At 56.3% G+C, this 13,441-nt stretch carries 16 protein-coding genes and 1 riboswitch; of the genes, 13 read left to right on the forward strand and 3 right to left on the reverse strand.

Annotated features, from left to right (window positions below):
- Positions 1 to 62 precede the first annotated feature (62 nt).
- From rpsA to pyrF, 5 genes are all read left to right on the forward strand, one after another.
- The gene (gene rpsA / locus AB5Y86_RS01835) at positions 63 to 1,733 is read left to right on the forward strand and encodes a 30S ribosomal protein S1 (protein ID WP_005337148.1); all 1,671 of its coding nucleotides are present in this window, start codon (positions 63 to 65) and stop codon (positions 1,731 to 1,733) included.
- A gap of 92 nt (positions 1,734 to 1,825) precedes the next feature.
- The gene (gene ihfB, locus AB5Y86_RS01840) at positions 1,826 to 2,110 is read left to right on the forward strand and encodes an integration host factor subunit beta (protein WP_005299934.1); all 285 of its coding nucleotides are present in this window, start codon (positions 1,826 to 1,828) and stop codon (positions 2,108 to 2,110) included.
- Positions 2,111 to 2,268: 158 nt separating this feature from the next.
- A complete protein-coding gene (locus AB5Y86_RS01845; RefSeq protein ID WP_005337143.1) occupies positions 2,269 to 2,553 on the forward strand; it encodes a LapA family protein in 285 nt (94 codons plus the stop codon).
- A 9-nt stretch (positions 2,554 to 2,562) separates the two neighbouring features.
- Positions 2,563 to 3,729 carry a lipopolysaccharide assembly protein LapB gene (lapB, locus tag AB5Y86_RS01850; RefSeq protein ID WP_005346478.1) on the forward strand — a complete coding sequence of 389 codons (1,167 nt, stop codon included), beginning with the start codon at positions 2,563 to 2,565 and terminating at the stop codon, positions 3,727 to 3,729.
- A gap of 18 nt (positions 3,730 to 3,747) precedes the next feature.
- Complete coding sequence (gene pyrF, locus AB5Y86_RS01855) at positions 3,748 to 4,449, forward strand: orotidine-5'-phosphate decarboxylase (protein WP_323894728.1); 702 nt, start codon at positions 3,748 to 3,750, stop codon at positions 4,447 to 4,449.
- Here the strand turns inward: pyrF and rrtA are convergent.
- On the reverse strand, positions 4,424 to 5,017 hold the full coding sequence (gene rrtA / locus AB5Y86_RS01860; protein ID WP_368191900.1) for a rhombosortase: 594 nt from the start codon (positions 5,015 to 5,017) through the stop codon (positions 4,424 to 4,426). The genes pyrF and rrtA overlap by 26 nt on opposite strands.
- Between rrtA and AB5Y86_RS01865 the strand changes: the two genes are divergently transcribed.
- The 5 genes from AB5Y86_RS01865 (at position 5,016) to AB5Y86_RS01885 (ending at position 7,904) form a co-directional block, all read left to right on the forward strand.
- Entirely contained in the window at positions 5,016 to 5,639 is a 624-nt protein-coding gene (locus AB5Y86_RS01865; RefSeq protein WP_139734161.1) for a tRNA-uridine aminocarboxypropyltransferase, read from the forward strand. The two genes, rrtA and AB5Y86_RS01865, sit on opposite strands and share 2 nt — an antisense overlap.
- A gap of 20 nt (positions 5,640 to 5,659) precedes the next feature.
- Positions 5,660 to 6,367 carry a 7-cyano-7-deazaguanine synthase QueC gene (gene queC, locus AB5Y86_RS01870; RefSeq protein ID WP_368191902.1) on the forward strand — a complete coding sequence of 236 codons (708 nt, stop codon included), beginning with the start codon at positions 5,660 to 5,662 and terminating at the stop codon, positions 6,365 to 6,367.
- 61 nt (positions 6,368 to 6,428) lie between these two features.
- A complete protein-coding gene (queE, locus tag AB5Y86_RS01875) occupies positions 6,429 to 7,100 on the forward strand; it encodes a 7-carboxy-7-deazaguanine synthase QueE (protein ID WP_368191904.1) in 672 nt (223 codons plus the stop codon).
- A 1-nt stretch (position 7,101) separates the two neighbouring features.
- Positions 7,102 to 7,332 carry a DUF3820 family protein gene (locus AB5Y86_RS01880; RefSeq protein ID WP_005337126.1) on the forward strand — a complete coding sequence of 77 codons (231 nt, stop codon included), beginning with the start codon at positions 7,102 to 7,104 and terminating at the stop codon, positions 7,330 to 7,332.
- On the forward strand, positions 7,329 to 7,904 hold the full coding sequence (locus AB5Y86_RS01885; RefSeq protein ID WP_026034843.1) for a cob(I)yrinic acid a,c-diamide adenosyltransferase: 576 nt from the start codon (positions 7,329 to 7,331) through the stop codon (positions 7,902 to 7,904). Before AB5Y86_RS01880 ends, AB5Y86_RS01885 begins: the two co-directional genes overlap by 4 nt.
- Before the next feature lie 69 nt (positions 7,905 to 7,973).
- Here AB5Y86_RS01885 and AB5Y86_RS01890 read toward each other — a convergent pair whose 3' ends face one another.
- Positions 7,974 to 8,378, reverse strand: a complete 405-nt coding sequence (locus AB5Y86_RS01890; protein ID WP_005337123.1) for an H-NS family nucleoid-associated regulatory protein — start codon at positions 8,376 to 8,378, stop codon at positions 7,974 to 7,976.
- Between the two features lie 302 nt (positions 8,379 to 8,680).
- Positions 8,681 to 8,852, forward strand: a riboswitch (Lysine riboswitch).
- A gap of 88 nt (positions 8,853 to 8,940) precedes the next feature.
- Here AB5Y86_RS01890 and AB5Y86_RS01895 point away from each other — a divergent pair.
- A complete protein-coding gene (locus AB5Y86_RS01895; protein WP_368191906.1) occupies positions 8,941 to 10,521 on the forward strand; it encodes a Na+/H+ antiporter NhaC family protein in 1,581 nt (526 codons plus the stop codon).
- A 91-nt stretch (positions 10,522 to 10,612) separates the two neighbouring features.
- Positions 10,613 to 11,194, forward strand: a complete 582-nt coding sequence (locus tag AB5Y86_RS01900) for a thymidine kinase (RefSeq protein WP_005351181.1) — start codon at positions 10,613 to 10,615, stop codon at positions 11,192 to 11,194.
- An 80-nt stretch (positions 11,195 to 11,274) separates the two neighbouring features.
- Here AB5Y86_RS01900 and AB5Y86_RS01905 read toward each other — a convergent pair whose 3' ends face one another.
- Complete coding sequence (locus AB5Y86_RS01905) at positions 11,275 to 12,612, reverse strand: flavohemoglobin expression-modulating QEGLA motif protein (protein ID WP_368191908.1); 1,338 nt, start codon at positions 12,610 to 12,612, stop codon at positions 11,275 to 11,277.
- A 158-nt stretch (positions 12,613 to 12,770) separates the two neighbouring features.
- On the opposite strand from AB5Y86_RS01905, the gene AB5Y86_RS01910 reads away from it, so the two are divergent.
- Positions 12,771 to 13,226: a YbjN domain-containing protein gene (locus AB5Y86_RS01910; protein WP_368191910.1), complete on the forward strand. Its 456-nt coding sequence runs from the start codon at positions 12,771 to 12,773 to the stop codon at positions 13,224 to 13,226.
- The last annotated feature ends 215 nt before the right edge of the window (positions 13,227 to 13,441 follow it).

Below are 13,441 nucleotides of genomic sequence, written 5' to 3' on the forward strand. Positions count from 1 at the left end.
TTATTTAAAACAGCCCCGCTTGTGCCGGATTGCAAGTGGATGTTTCATTTGTGACATAAACAATGATCGAATCTTTTGCTCAACTCTTTGAAGAGTCCCTGAACGCCGTTGAAACCCGTCAAGGTTCCATCGTCAAGGGTACTGTCGTTGCTATCGAGAACGGTTTCGTACTGGTTGACGCCGGTCTGAAATCCGAGTCCGCTATCCCGGCTGAAGAATTCAAGAACGCCATGGGCGAGCTGGAAATCAACGTCGGCGACACCGTTGACGTGGCTCTGGACTCTATCGAAGATGGTTTCGGCGAAACCAAGCTGTCCCGCGAAAAAGCCAAGCGCCACGAAGCCTGGCTGCAGCTTGAGAAGGCTTACGAAGAGCAAGCTACCGTTATCGGTATCATCAACGGCAAGGTCAAGGGTGGTTTCACCGTTGAACTGAACGGCATCCGTGCCTTCCTGCCGGGTTCTCTGGTTGACGTGCGTCCGATCCGTGACACCGCTCACCTGGAAAACAAAGAACTCGAGTTCAAAGTCATCAAGCTGGACCAGAAGCGCAACAACGTTGTTGTTTCCCGTCGTGCCGTGATCGAGACCGAGAACACCTCCGAGCGCGAAAGCCTGCTGGCTAACCTGCAAGAAGGTCAAGAAGTTAAGGGTATCGTCAAGAACCTGACCGACTACGGTGCATTCGTAGATCTGGGCGGTGTTGACGGCCTGCTGCACATCACCGACATGGCGTGGAAGCGCGTTAAGCATCCTTCCGAAATCGTCAACGTTGGCGACGAGATCGCTGTCAAGGTTCTGAAGTTCGACCGCGAGCGTACTCGTGTATCCCTGGGTCTGAAGCAGCTGGGCGAAGATCCCTGGGTTGCTATCGCCAAGCGTTACCCGGAGACCACCCGTCTGTCTGGCCGCGTGACCAACCTGACCGACTACGGCTGCTTCGTTGAAATCGAAGAAGGCGTTGAAGGCCTGGTACACGTATCCGAGATGGATTGGACCAACAAGAACATCCACCCGTCCAAAGTTGTTAACGTTGGCGACGTGGTTGACGTGATGGTTCTGGACATCGACGAAGAGCGTCGTCGTATCTCTCTGGGTCTGAAGCAGTGCAAATCCAACCCGTGGCAGCTGTTTGCCGAAACTCACGCCAAAGGCGACCGTGTTTCCGGCAAGATCAAGTCCATCACTGACTTCGGTATCTTCATCGGTCTGGATGGCGGCATCGACGGCCTGGTTCACCTGTCTGACATCTCCTGGAACAACCAGGGCGAAGAAGCCGTGCGTGAATTCAAGAAAGGCGACGAGATCGAAGCCGTTGTTCTGCAAGTGGATCCGGAGCGTGAGCGCATCTCCCTGGGTGTCAAGCAGATCGAAGAAGACCCGTTCAACAAGTACCTGGCTGACAACAAGAAAGGTGCTATCGTGAAGGGTAAGGTTACCGAGGTTGATGCCAAAGGTGCCGTTATCGAACTGGCTGATGGCGTAGAAGGCTACCTGCGTGCCTCCGACGCTGCTCGTGACCGCGTAGAAGACGCCACTCTGGTGCTGTCTGTTGGTGACGAAGTTGAAGCTAAATTCATGGGCGTTGATCGTAAGAACCGCACCGTAAGCCTGTCTGTCCGTGCTAAGGACGAGGCTGATGAGCGTGTTGCTATCGATAACCTGAACCAACAAGAAGAAGTTGTGTTCAGCAATGCTATGATGGAAGCGTTCAAAGCCGCCAAGGGTGAGTAATCCTTGATGCAAGAAAAGGGCGGCATTGCGCCGCCCTTTTTTATCCTGGCAAAATGAATATTGCATGTGATCGGGGAAGGAGATTTAACGTTATGACCAAATCAGATCTCATCGAACAACTGGCAGCCAGCCGCATGCATATGCCGGCCAAGGATGTCGAAGCCGCCATCAAGGAGATCCTTGAGCAGATGGCGTCGACCTTGCAAAACGGCGACCGGATTGAAATCCGCGGATTTGGCAGTTTTTCACTGCACTATCGTGCGCCCCGTGTGGGCCGCAACCCCAAGACTGGGGACAAGGTTGAACTGACCGGGAAATATGTCCCGCACTTCAAACCTGGTAAAGAGTTGCGCGAGCGCGTCAACATCATTGAATAATGCAGAAATGGGCATACCTCGGGTATGCCTTTTTTCTTTTCGGCACCGATTCCTGTGCCAATCGTCTTGTTTCTTAAACTCTTTTCCCATTCACTCTAGAGTCTGCCTGCGATTTTAAGGATAATCAGCCTCTCATTAGATACTGACAGGGAGCTCTTATGAAGCGTATTTTGGCCCTCATTCCGCTGGTGCTGGTGTTTGTTCTGACCCTGGCGCTGGGCTCACAAAATGGCCAGCTGGTTCAGTTCAATTACCTGATCGCTCAGGGTGAGTTTTCACTTGCCATGCTGTTGGGCTTCTTCTTCGCTGGCGGTTTTTTGCTGGGCTGGCTGGTATTCGGCCTGCTGTTCCTGCGCCTGAAAATGCAAAACCGCACCCTCAACCGCACCATGCGTCGTCAATCCCGCGAGTTGGAGCTGGCCCGGTCACCGGGTAAGGAATAATGTTCCTCAATGCTTGAACTGCTTTTCCTGCTGTTACCCATCGCCGCCGGTTATGGCTGGTACATGGGTCGCAGGAGTGTTCGCCAGGACACCCAAAAACAGAGTAACCAGTTTTCCCGCCAGTATGTGGCGGGCCTCAACTATTTGCTGTCCGATGAATCCGACAAGGCGGTGGATCTCTTTATCCAACTGCTTGAGGTGGACAGTGAAACCATCGAAACACACCTCTCCCTCGGCAACCTGTTTCGCCAGCGTGGGGAGGTCGATCGTGCCATCAAGATCCACCAGAACCTGGTAACCCGCCAACTGACCCGGGAGCAGCGACAGCTTGCCCTGCAGGAGCTTGCGCGCGACTTTCTTGCTGCCGGTCTGCTCGACCGTGCTGAAGCACTCTGGAATGAGCTGTGTGACGACAGCGACTATGAAGAGACGGCGCTGGCACAGCTGTTGATCATCCATCAGCAGTTGCGGGATTGGGACAAGGCCATCGATGTGGCGGTTCGTCTGCAAAAATTCCAGGGCAAGAAGCTGGCCGACCCCATCTCCCATTTCTATTGCGAACAAGCCGAGATCGCGCTGCGTGAGGGCAATAAAGGGGAGGGGCTGGCCAAGCTCAAACGGGCGCTCAGTATCAATCCGGCATGTGCCCGGGCCAGTTTGCGCCTCGCTGAGCTTGCCATGGCGGAAGGGGAGTATGAGCAGGCCAGCAAAGAGCTGCTGCGGGTGTTCGAGCAGGATATCGACTTTGCCTCCGAGGCGATGCCCAAATTGCTCGAGTGCTATCAGCAGTTGGGGCGCACGCCTGCGTTGATCCCGCTGCTTGAGAAGGCAGTGGAAGATCACGCCGGTGTCAGCGTGACCCTGGCCCTTGCCAAGCTGGTTGAAGAGCGTGATGGCCTGAGCCAGGCCCGTTCACTGGTGCTGCGTCAGCTGCGTCGTCATCCCTCGATGAAAGGTTTTTACCAGTTGGTGGGTTTTCAACTGGCCAGTGCGGAGGAGGGGCCTGCCAAGGAGAGCCTCGAACTGCTGCAACAGCTGGTCGGCGAGCAGATAAAAATCAAGTCAACCCACAAGTGTCGGCAGTGCGGCTTTGCCACTCACTCGTTGTTCTGGCAGTGCCCGTCTTGTCGCCAGTGGGGTTCCATCAAGCCGATCCGCGGTCTGGACGGTGAATAACAAGCAATAGGATGTGAGATGCAAGATCCCAAAGTACTGGTAGCGCTGGATTATCAGCACGAGGCAGATGCCTTAGCGTTCGTTGAACGTATCTCTCCGGCCCAGTGCCGTCTCAAGGTAGGCAAGGAGATGTTTACCCTGTTTGGCCCGCAGTTTGTACGCCAGCTGGTGGCCAAGGGATTCGATGTCTTTCTGGATCTGAAGTTTCACGATATTCCCAATACCGTTGCCAAAGCGGTGGCAGCCAGTGCCGAGCTCGGTGTCTGGATGGTCAACGTGCATGCCAGTGGCGGTGAGCGGATGATGCGTGCCGCCAAAGAGGCGCTACTGCCTTATGGCGACAAGGCCCCCCTGCTTATCGGTGTGACCGTGCTGACCAGCATGGAGCAGTCCGACATGATCCCTCTTGGTCTGGATGTAAGCCCCGCCGAGCAGGTGATCCGGCTGGCTACCTTGACCAAAACATCCGGTCTGGATGGGGTGGTCTGCTCTGCCAACGAGGCCCATGAGTTGAAAGCCTTGCTGGGCGAAGATTTCAAGCTGGTGACCCCGGGTATTCGCCCGACCGGTTCAGCGGCCGGGGATCAGCGCCGGGTGATGACACCGAAAGCGGCGGTCGAGGCGGGGTCCGATTATCTGGTTATCGGTCGCCCCATTACGCAGGCTGTCGATCCGGCCGCCATGCTGGCCAGCATCAATGCCGAGCTGGCTGGTGCGTAACAGGCTCACTCAGTGATACGCGGTGCAGGCCGAGTAACAGGCCTACACCGGCCCCGATAAGATGAGAGCCGATGTGTACCTTGGCATTGATCAGGGTGGATATCGGGCTCTCTCCTGCGTTGTAGAAGTCCATCGCCAGCTTGAGCCCCATCCCTGCCAACAGTAGCCAGCCCGACGTGCGGCGTCCGTGGCGGATATCCTGCATTGCCCCCCAGACAAACAGACCATGCAGCGAGCCGGATAGTCCCATGTACCACTGGGTCTGCGGGCACCACCACCAGATCCCCAAGCCCACTGCCAGCCAGAGCAGCAACATCAGCAGCGGCAGGCGAGCCCCACCCAGATAGTCGCGAAACAGGCTATAGAGGATGGCGAGGCCGCCCAGATTGAGCAGCAGGTGCCACAGATTGGTATGAGCCAGATTGCCTGTTATGATCCGCCACCCTTCGCCCCCGGCGATCAAGGGCCGATCGAAGGAGAGCTGAAGATTGGGAACGGTAAAGAAGAGTAGCAAGCTGGTGAGAGAGAGCGTGATAACCCAGAGCAATCCAGATTTGTCTGACAACATGAAACAGTCCAACGACAAGAACAGTCGATACTGTACACGTTGCACCCGAGCCCTCAAAGCCTGCCTGTGCGATTATATTGTGCCGGTTGACAATCACACGCCCCTCTACATCTTGCAGCACCCCAACGAGGTGGCACATCCCAAGGGGACTGCGGCGCTGCTGGCGGCCTCTTTGCAACAGTGCGAGATCCATGTGGGGGAGGACTTTTCCCGCGATGAGTGGCTCAATGTGCTGCTGGCTGACCAATCCCGTCGTTATTATTTGCTCTGGCCGGATGAGGATGCCATTTCGCTGACCGATCTTCGCCAGCAGTGGGAGAGTGAATCCTCTGGCTCCGCATCAGTCGCCTTTATCTTGCTTGACGGCACCTGGCGCAAAGCCTATCGCATGTTGCAGAGCAACCCGGCACTGGCCCGCTTGCCCCGCATTGGCATTGGTGCCATTGCCGGTCAATATGCCATTCGCAAGAAACCCTTTCCCGATGCCCTCTCTACCATAGAGGCGGGCTATCACCTCTTGTCCCGGTGGGAGGGGAGGCCGGAGCGCTATACGCCCTTGCTGACCCTGTTCAATCGGTTGAATACCCAGTGGCAGGACTTTGCCGAAGGCCGCCGCGCGTGACAATTCAAGGAGTTATCAAGATGAAAAAAGCAGTCGTGGTTTTCAGCGGCGGTCAGGACAGCACTACTTGTCTGGTGCAGGCATTGGCCCGGTATGATGAAGTGCACGCCATCACCTTTGACTATGGCCAGCGCCATCGGGAAGAGATAGACACCGCGCGTCGTCTGGGCAGTGCTCTGGGGATCGCCGCCCACAAGGTGATGGATGTGACGCTGCTCAATGAGCTGGCGGTCTCTGCCCTGACCCGTGACGACATCCCGGTCAGCTGCGAGCTGCAGGATAATGGCCTGCCCAACACCTTCGTGCCGGGTCGCAATATCCTGTTCCTGACCCTGGCTTCCATCTATGCCTATCAGGTGGGCGCCGAAGCGGTGATCACCGGTGTCTGCGAGACCGACTTCTCCGGCTATCCCGATTGCCGTGACGAGTTCGTCAAGGCCCTCAATCAGGCGGTGTCGCTGGGGTTGGATCGCGGCATCCGTTTTGAAACTCCCTTGATGTGGCTCGACAAGGCCGAGACCTGGGCTCTGGCGGATCACTATGGTCACCTCGAAACGGTGCGCCAGCAGACCCTGACCTGCTACAACGGCATTGCCGGTGACGGTTGCGGCACGTGTCCTGCGTGTGAACTGCGCCGTCGCGGCCTGAACAACTATCTGGCCGACAAGGCGGGTATCATGGCCAGACTGTTTGAGAAAACCGGGCTGGGTGAGAAAAGCGCAGAGTGAGCCTGCGTCTTGCCGTGGCTTGGGGTATAATCCGCGACTTTTGCAACAAGCCGTGATCGAGATGCACTACCCAATCAACGAGATTTTCCAGACCATCCAGGGGGAGGGCATCTTTACCGGCCTGCCCGCCATCTTTGTTCGCCTGCAGGGTTGCCCGGTGGGCTGCCCCTGGTGCGATACCCGTCATACCTGGGTTGTTGATCCGGCTCGTGAAGTGGGCAAGGCGGCGGTGCTGGATCGCTCCAACGAATCCGATTGTTGGAGCCAACTTAGCACCGCGCAGATTATCAAGAGCTTTAGCGATCTGGGTTATCAGGCGCGCCATGTGGTGATCACCGGTGGCGAGCCCTGCCTCTACGATCTGCACGAACTCTCGTCAGCATTACTGGCGGCGGGTTATCAGGTGCAGATTGAAACCAGTGGCACCAGCGAGATCAAGACCCATGAGCAGACCTGGGTGACCGTCTCCCCCAAAATTGGCATGAAAGGGGGGCTGCCTGTGCTGGTCTCGGCGCTGGAGCGGGCCAACGAGATCAAGCATCCGGTGGCCACCAAGCACCATATTGAAGAGCTGGATGCGCTACTGGCGACCGCAACTCTGCGCCCGGACGTGGTCATTGCCTTGCAGCCGATCAGCCAGAAGCCAAGGGCCACCCAATTGGCGATGGATACCTGTATCGCGCGTAACTGGCGACTCTCCATCCAGACTCATAAATATCTGGATATTGATTAATATGGATTGGCTATCCGACGAACAGGTGCTGCTGACTCTGACCAACAAGATGCCTTACGGTAAATATCAGGGGCGGCGTATCATCGATATTCCCGAGCCCTATCTGGTGTGGATGGCGCGCAGCGGTTTTCCTGCGGGTAAATTGGGCCAGACGCTGGCGTTGGCTTACGAAATCAAACTCAATGGACTCGAATCCATGATTATTCCCATTATTAACAGGATGTCGGTATGAGAATATATACGAGGCAGGGCGACAAGGGCATGACCCGGCTGGCCGATGGTATCCAGTTGCCAAAGGATCATTTGCGGGTCGAGACCTACGGTTATATCGATGAGCTCAACTCCCATATTGGCTTGCTGATTTGTGACGTCCCGTCGCAAGAGCTCTGCTTATTGGCTGATTTACAGCTGTTGCAACAGGAGTTGTTTGATCTGGGGGGGGAGTTGGCATTCTCCAGTGACGCCCAGAATGAATCGATTTGGCAGGTTAATGCCGCTTGGACAACTCGCCTTGAACAGCAGATAGATCGTTATAGTGAGCCATTGCCGCCGCTGCGCCAATTTATATTGCCCGGTGGTTCCCGTGCCGCGGCGCAAGCACATGTGGTGCGTACTCTGGTGCGTCATTGCGAGCGCTTGCTGCTGACATTGAGCCGGGAAGAGCGGGTCAATCCCGAGGTGCTGCCCTATCTGAACCGGATGAGTGACTGGTTCTTTACCGTTGCCCGCTATCTCATCTGCGTGGCAGGGGATCGTGAAGTGCTGTGGGTCAAGGCAGCAGATCGCCCGCAATCGGCTATCTGATATGTCACATTTAAGCGGCAATAAAAAACCTCGCCTTGGCGAGGTTTTTTATTAGCAACGAGATTGAGATCAGATAGCAAAGTCTTCCAGTGATTTGCCTGCTGCCACTGCGCTGGCAATAGCCGAAGGCATACGGCCCTGGCCGGTCCAGGTTTTCTCTACGCCATTATCCTGATAGCGATATTTGGCAGGACGTGGCGCCCGCTTGGCTTTTTCTGATTTGCCGGGGTTGGTCGCGACAGCGCTTACCAATTCTGCCGGGTCAATACCGGCGGCTTTCAGCATTTCGCTATATTCGTTAATTTTCCGCAGATGCTCTTCACGGGCCTGACGCTCGGCAGCTTCATCCTGCTGACGCTCAGCAACGATCGCAGAGAGTTTTTCCAGTGCCTCTTCCAGTTGTTCCAGAGAAAGCTCGCGGCAGGTCGCACGCAGACTGCGGATATTAAGCAGTACCTTTAAAAATTCATTCATAGGAGTTACCACGTCGAGTCAGAGAAAAATATTATGTTCCAGCTGATTCTTGCTTGGTGATTTAAATAAGTCAAGCCGGGTTAAGTATTATATCCGTGGGGAACATCAATACAGATATTTAATATGGCCAGCAATAGGCTTGGTGATTGGATGCCAATGAAACCGCAGTAGGTGAAAATAGCGTCAAAGCTGGCGTTGTTGCATCATTTGACTACCATTTTTCGACCTAGATATGTTTATCGTGACTATTTAATCAAAAAACTTGCTATAAGCTGCCATCTCGATAAAATGTGCGGCGAATACCTTTAAGTAGAGGCGCGCTGCCTATGAGTATTTGTGCGGAGGGTGATGCCTGTGATGCACAAGGAAAGGAGTCAGCGCCGAAGTGGCCAGGCCATCATACCGGGCTGCTGGTTCTGCATCTAATAGGTGCAGGACTGCCATAGTCATCCACTATGGAGCGCTACCTGAAGGGGCTGAGGAGTATGACCTCCCCATAGGTTTTGTTTCTTTAGATCCTCTCGGTAGATCTCCACCTGTAATCTTTAGGTGCAAAGAGATCATGGACATTAGTCATTTCGCCGACTCCGGTTGGTCCGTTCTTCCCCCCCTGTTGGCTGTCGCGCTGGCGATCATGACCCGCCGCGTGCTGCTGTCCCTTGGTGTGGGCATCGTCACCGGCAGTTTGCTGCTCAATCAGTTTTCACCCCTCGAATCCCTGCATTACATGTTGAATACCGTGCTCAAGATCTTCTGGGTCGATGGCGCGCTCAATCGTGACAATGTCAACATGATCCTGTTTATGCTGCTGCTGGGTGGCCTCATCAGCCTGATGAGCGTCTCCGGGGCGACCCGTGCCTTTGCCGAGTGGGCCGAGCGTCGTGCCAAGACCCGCAAGGGCGCCAAAGCGCTGACTGGCATGATGGTGTTTGCCTTCTTTATCGATGACTTCTTCCACAGCCTGTCGGTGGGGGCCATCTGCCGTCCGGTCACCGACCGCTTCCAGATCTCCCGTGCCAAACTGGCCTATCTGCTGGACTCCACCGCGGCGCCGGTCTGCGTGCTGATGCCCATCTCCTCCTGGGGGGCTTATATCATCGCCCTGGTTGGCGGCATCATGGCGGCCCACGGTCTGACTGAACAGAGCCCCATCGCGGCATTTGTCGAGATGATCCCGATGAACCTCTACGCCGTCTTCACCCTGATCATGGTGCTGGTGGTGATTGCATTCCAACTCGATATTGGCCCGATGCGTCAACACGAAGCGTGGGCGCTGGAAGGCAAGCTGTGGGATGAGTCCAAGGGTCGCCCCATCGGTCTGGATATGGAGAGCCCGGAAGAGAGCAACGGCGGCATGATCGACATGGTACTGCCGATCCTGACCCTGACCGCCGCCACCATCTATTTCATGATCGATTCAGGTGCTGCGGTGCTGAGCGAGAAAGGGCTGTCGTTCAGCGTGCTCGGTTCGTTCGAAAATACCAACGTCGGCTCTTCGCTGGTCTACGGTGCCCTGTGCAGTCTGGTGGTCTCCATCGGTCTGGCCATGCGCCTGAAGCTGGGTGCCAAAAACTGGATCAAGGCTGCTCCGCAAGGCGTCATGGCCATGCTGCCAGCCATCAACATCCTGCTGTTTGCCTGGACTATCGGTGCCGTGGTGCGCGACGTGGAGACCGGCAAGTACCTGGCTTCGCTGGCTAACGGTAACCTGCCGATCGAAGTGCTGCCTGCTGTGGTCTTTATCCTCTCCTGTGCCATGGCGTTTGCTACCGGTACCAGCTGGGGTACCTTCGGCATCATGCTGCCGCTGGCCGGTGACATGGCCGCCGCCAGCGACATCAGCCTGATGCTGCCGATGCTGGCCGCAGTACTGGCAGGTTCGGTATTCGGGGATCACAGCTCGCCCATCTCCAGCACCAGCATCCTCTCTGCCACCGGTGCCGGTTGCCATCACATCGATCACGTGATGACCCAGCTGCCCTATGCACTGGCCATCGCCTTCGGTGCGGCCATCGGTTACCTGGCGATGGGCTTGATGCACTCCAGCCTGGCCGGTTTCAGTGTCAGTGCCCTCTGGTTCGTGCTCTTTACCGGCTATCACCTGAAAAAGGCCAAAGCGCGGCCAGTGCTGGCCACCGCGTAACATTTATAGAGCAAGGGGCCCGCGGGCCCCTTGGTTTTGTCAGGGGCTTTGGTTAGCATGCGCCCCATAAATTCAGTTTCGGAACAGTATCATGGCTTCACTGCACTACAAATTTGCCACCATGAATTCAGGCAAATCCACCCAGCTCATTCAGGCGCACTTCAACTATCTGGAGCGGGGCATGCATCCTCTGGCGATGACACCAGCCATCGATGACCGTTTCGGGGTCGGAGTGATCAGTGCCCGGGTTGGCCTTGAGCTGAAGGTGGACGTGTTCAGCGACAGCTGTGATCTGTTTGAAATGGTGAAAGCGCGCCATGCAAAGAAACATATCGATGTCTTTATCGTGGACGAGGCCCAGTTCCTGACCCGTGAGCAGGTCTACCAGTTGGCCCGCATCGTCGATGAGCAGGATATTCCGGTGATGGCCTATGGCCTCAAGACCGATTTTCGCGGCGAGCTGTTCCCGGGCTCCTACCATCTGCTCTGTCTGGCCGACAAGTTTGAAGAGCTGAAGAGCATCTGCTGGTGTGGCAACAAGGCTCACATGAACTCCAGGGTCAACGAAGCGGGGCAGGTGATGCGTGATGGCGAACAGGTGGAGATCGGCGGCAACGATCGCTATGTATCGCTCTGTCGCAAACACTATCTCGAAGGTCGGGCCTACAAGTAATTCGGCTGCGATATTTGAATCGTCGAGCAGGGCGCCAATCTGGCGCCCTTTTTATTTTCCCCAACTTGTATCGCTGTGGTTCAGTCGATCTCGATATCCACCGGCGCAATGATGGGGTCGGCCACCGGCAGGCGTTGAAACAGCTGGCGAAAATGGTGCTGTACCCGGCCGATATCGACCAGTGACATGCCGGAGGCAAAACCGAACCAGACATAGAGGCCAGTGAGATCGCGAAACATCGGCGGCAAATAGCGGGGAGCGGCGATCAGCCCCTCCAGATAGTGCTGATAGAGCACCGGAATGTCATCCAGTGTCACCTTGCCGACAAACAGCATCGGCAGGATCTCGGGCACCCCTTCCAGCACGGCGCTGCGGATAAAATTGACCGTCTCCACATAGCCACGCACGTAGGAGAGATCCTTGGTAAAGCAGGCGCCGCCGCCCACCATGCCGCCACGAAAGACCCGCTGGGTGATCTTGTAGGCGTCGTGCTCGCTGGTGCCCTGCTGCACGAAGTGCTGAAACACCTCGATAAAATCGGCGCCCCACTCTGCCATGTCGATGGCTATCACCCGATCGGAGATACGCTTGGCCCGATCCGGAAAAGAGCTGAAGGTGAGGGTCTCTATCAGGACCGCCAGCCCCTCCTGACAGGCGGTGATCCGCGGTGAACCGGCGCTCAGCCAGGTGGCATAAGGCTGCTGGCGACCGTTGAGGGTGGTGCCGACATGGACCCAGCCCTCATGTACCTCCAGCACCTGCAAGTCCAGCTCGGAGAAACGGGCGTGGGAGTTGAGCTTGATGTAGTCGCCACCGGCAGCGGCATCGGAGACGATGCCATCGCTCAGCTTCACCTGCACAGTGCCGTCACTGAAGTAGCTCGACAGCTTGCCCTGCAGTTTGGCGACCGCGGCTTCTCCTTCGAACTCCTTGGGGTAGGGGCGCACCAGATGGCGGGCGCCGGGCAGGGAGAAGATATCGCACAGGCGGGAGCCCAGCTCCTTGAGAGTCTTGCGATCCCCACGCAGGTGATCGCTGGCAGAGCCATAAAGCAGCTGGCTGTAACGCTGAAAATCGGGTTGGCCGCGCTGGCGCAGCATCTCGATCACCACCATGTACTGATCGACCGTCTCTTGCAGGATCCGGCCAAGATCGTCCTGTGGCCCCAGTTTTCTGCGGATCCGGTCCCGCAGCTCCTTGAGCTCCAGATACTTGTTGCGCGGATCGAAGCCGAGGGGGAGGGCATCATAGAAGTGCCTGTCGATAGCGGGCAGCTCCCTGCCACCGCTTGCCTGAAAGCGATCCTGCAGATGGCGTGGCCATTTGATGGCATCCAGAATGCGGATGGGTTTTTGCAGGGTGAGCAGCTCATCCGAGAGTGATTTCAGATGAAGGCGATACTTTTCTTGGATAGTCATGGGGCCCCCTGTGGGGCAAGCGTCATCGTGGATTTGGCTGAGTATATGCATAGCGCTTGCCAAAAAGAAGCGAGCCGCAGGGTTATCGGGTTGGCGTGCTTTTTGTTGATAGCAAATTGGTTTAGACTGCGCCCCTTGATCCCAATCTTGTCGTGGAAATGATGAATATCCCCAGCTCCGAAATGATAATGCGTTGGTTGCAACAGGCTCGTATCGAGCACTATGTCTGCGACCAGTGTCACGGTATCCACATTGTCTCTTTGCAGTCGGTCGATGGTATTCAGGAGAGCCGGATCTTCGTGGAAGAGGAAGGCCTGCTGTTCTCCTCCGAGCTGGAAGTGCGCCCCTCCGCAATGCTGCCGCTGGTTGCCGAACTGGGCCGGCTCAATATGCAGTACCCCTCCCTCAAGGTGTTCCTCGATATCATCGATGACAACCTGCCGCGGCTGGTGGTCGGCTACACCGTCTTTACCAAGGCCGGACTCAGCGTCGAGCAGTTCCTGCTGTTCGTGCAAAGCACCATCGCCGCTACCCACGAACTGGTTGCTGAATGCGAACGTTCCGGCTTCCTCAACCTGCCGGAAATCCAGGTCGCACCGGAATCTGTGCATTAAGTGTTCGAACGGTTCGCCAGGTGAAAAAAGCCGTTGACGCGGGCGGGGCTTTCCCCTAAATTACGCCCCGTTCCAGCGAAACAGCGCAGCGAACACGTGTTGGCTGAACACGTTAAACCCCAGACCAAAATTTGGTGAGGTGTCCGAGTGGCTGAAGGAGCACGCCTGGAAAGTGTGTATACGGCAACGTATCGAGGGTTCGAATCCCTCCCTCA

This window comes from Aeromonas sp. s8 (genome assembly GCF_040907785.1).
GTDB classification, from domain to species: domain Bacteria; phylum Pseudomonadota; class Gammaproteobacteria; order Enterobacterales; family Aeromonadaceae; genus Aeromonas; species Aeromonas veronii.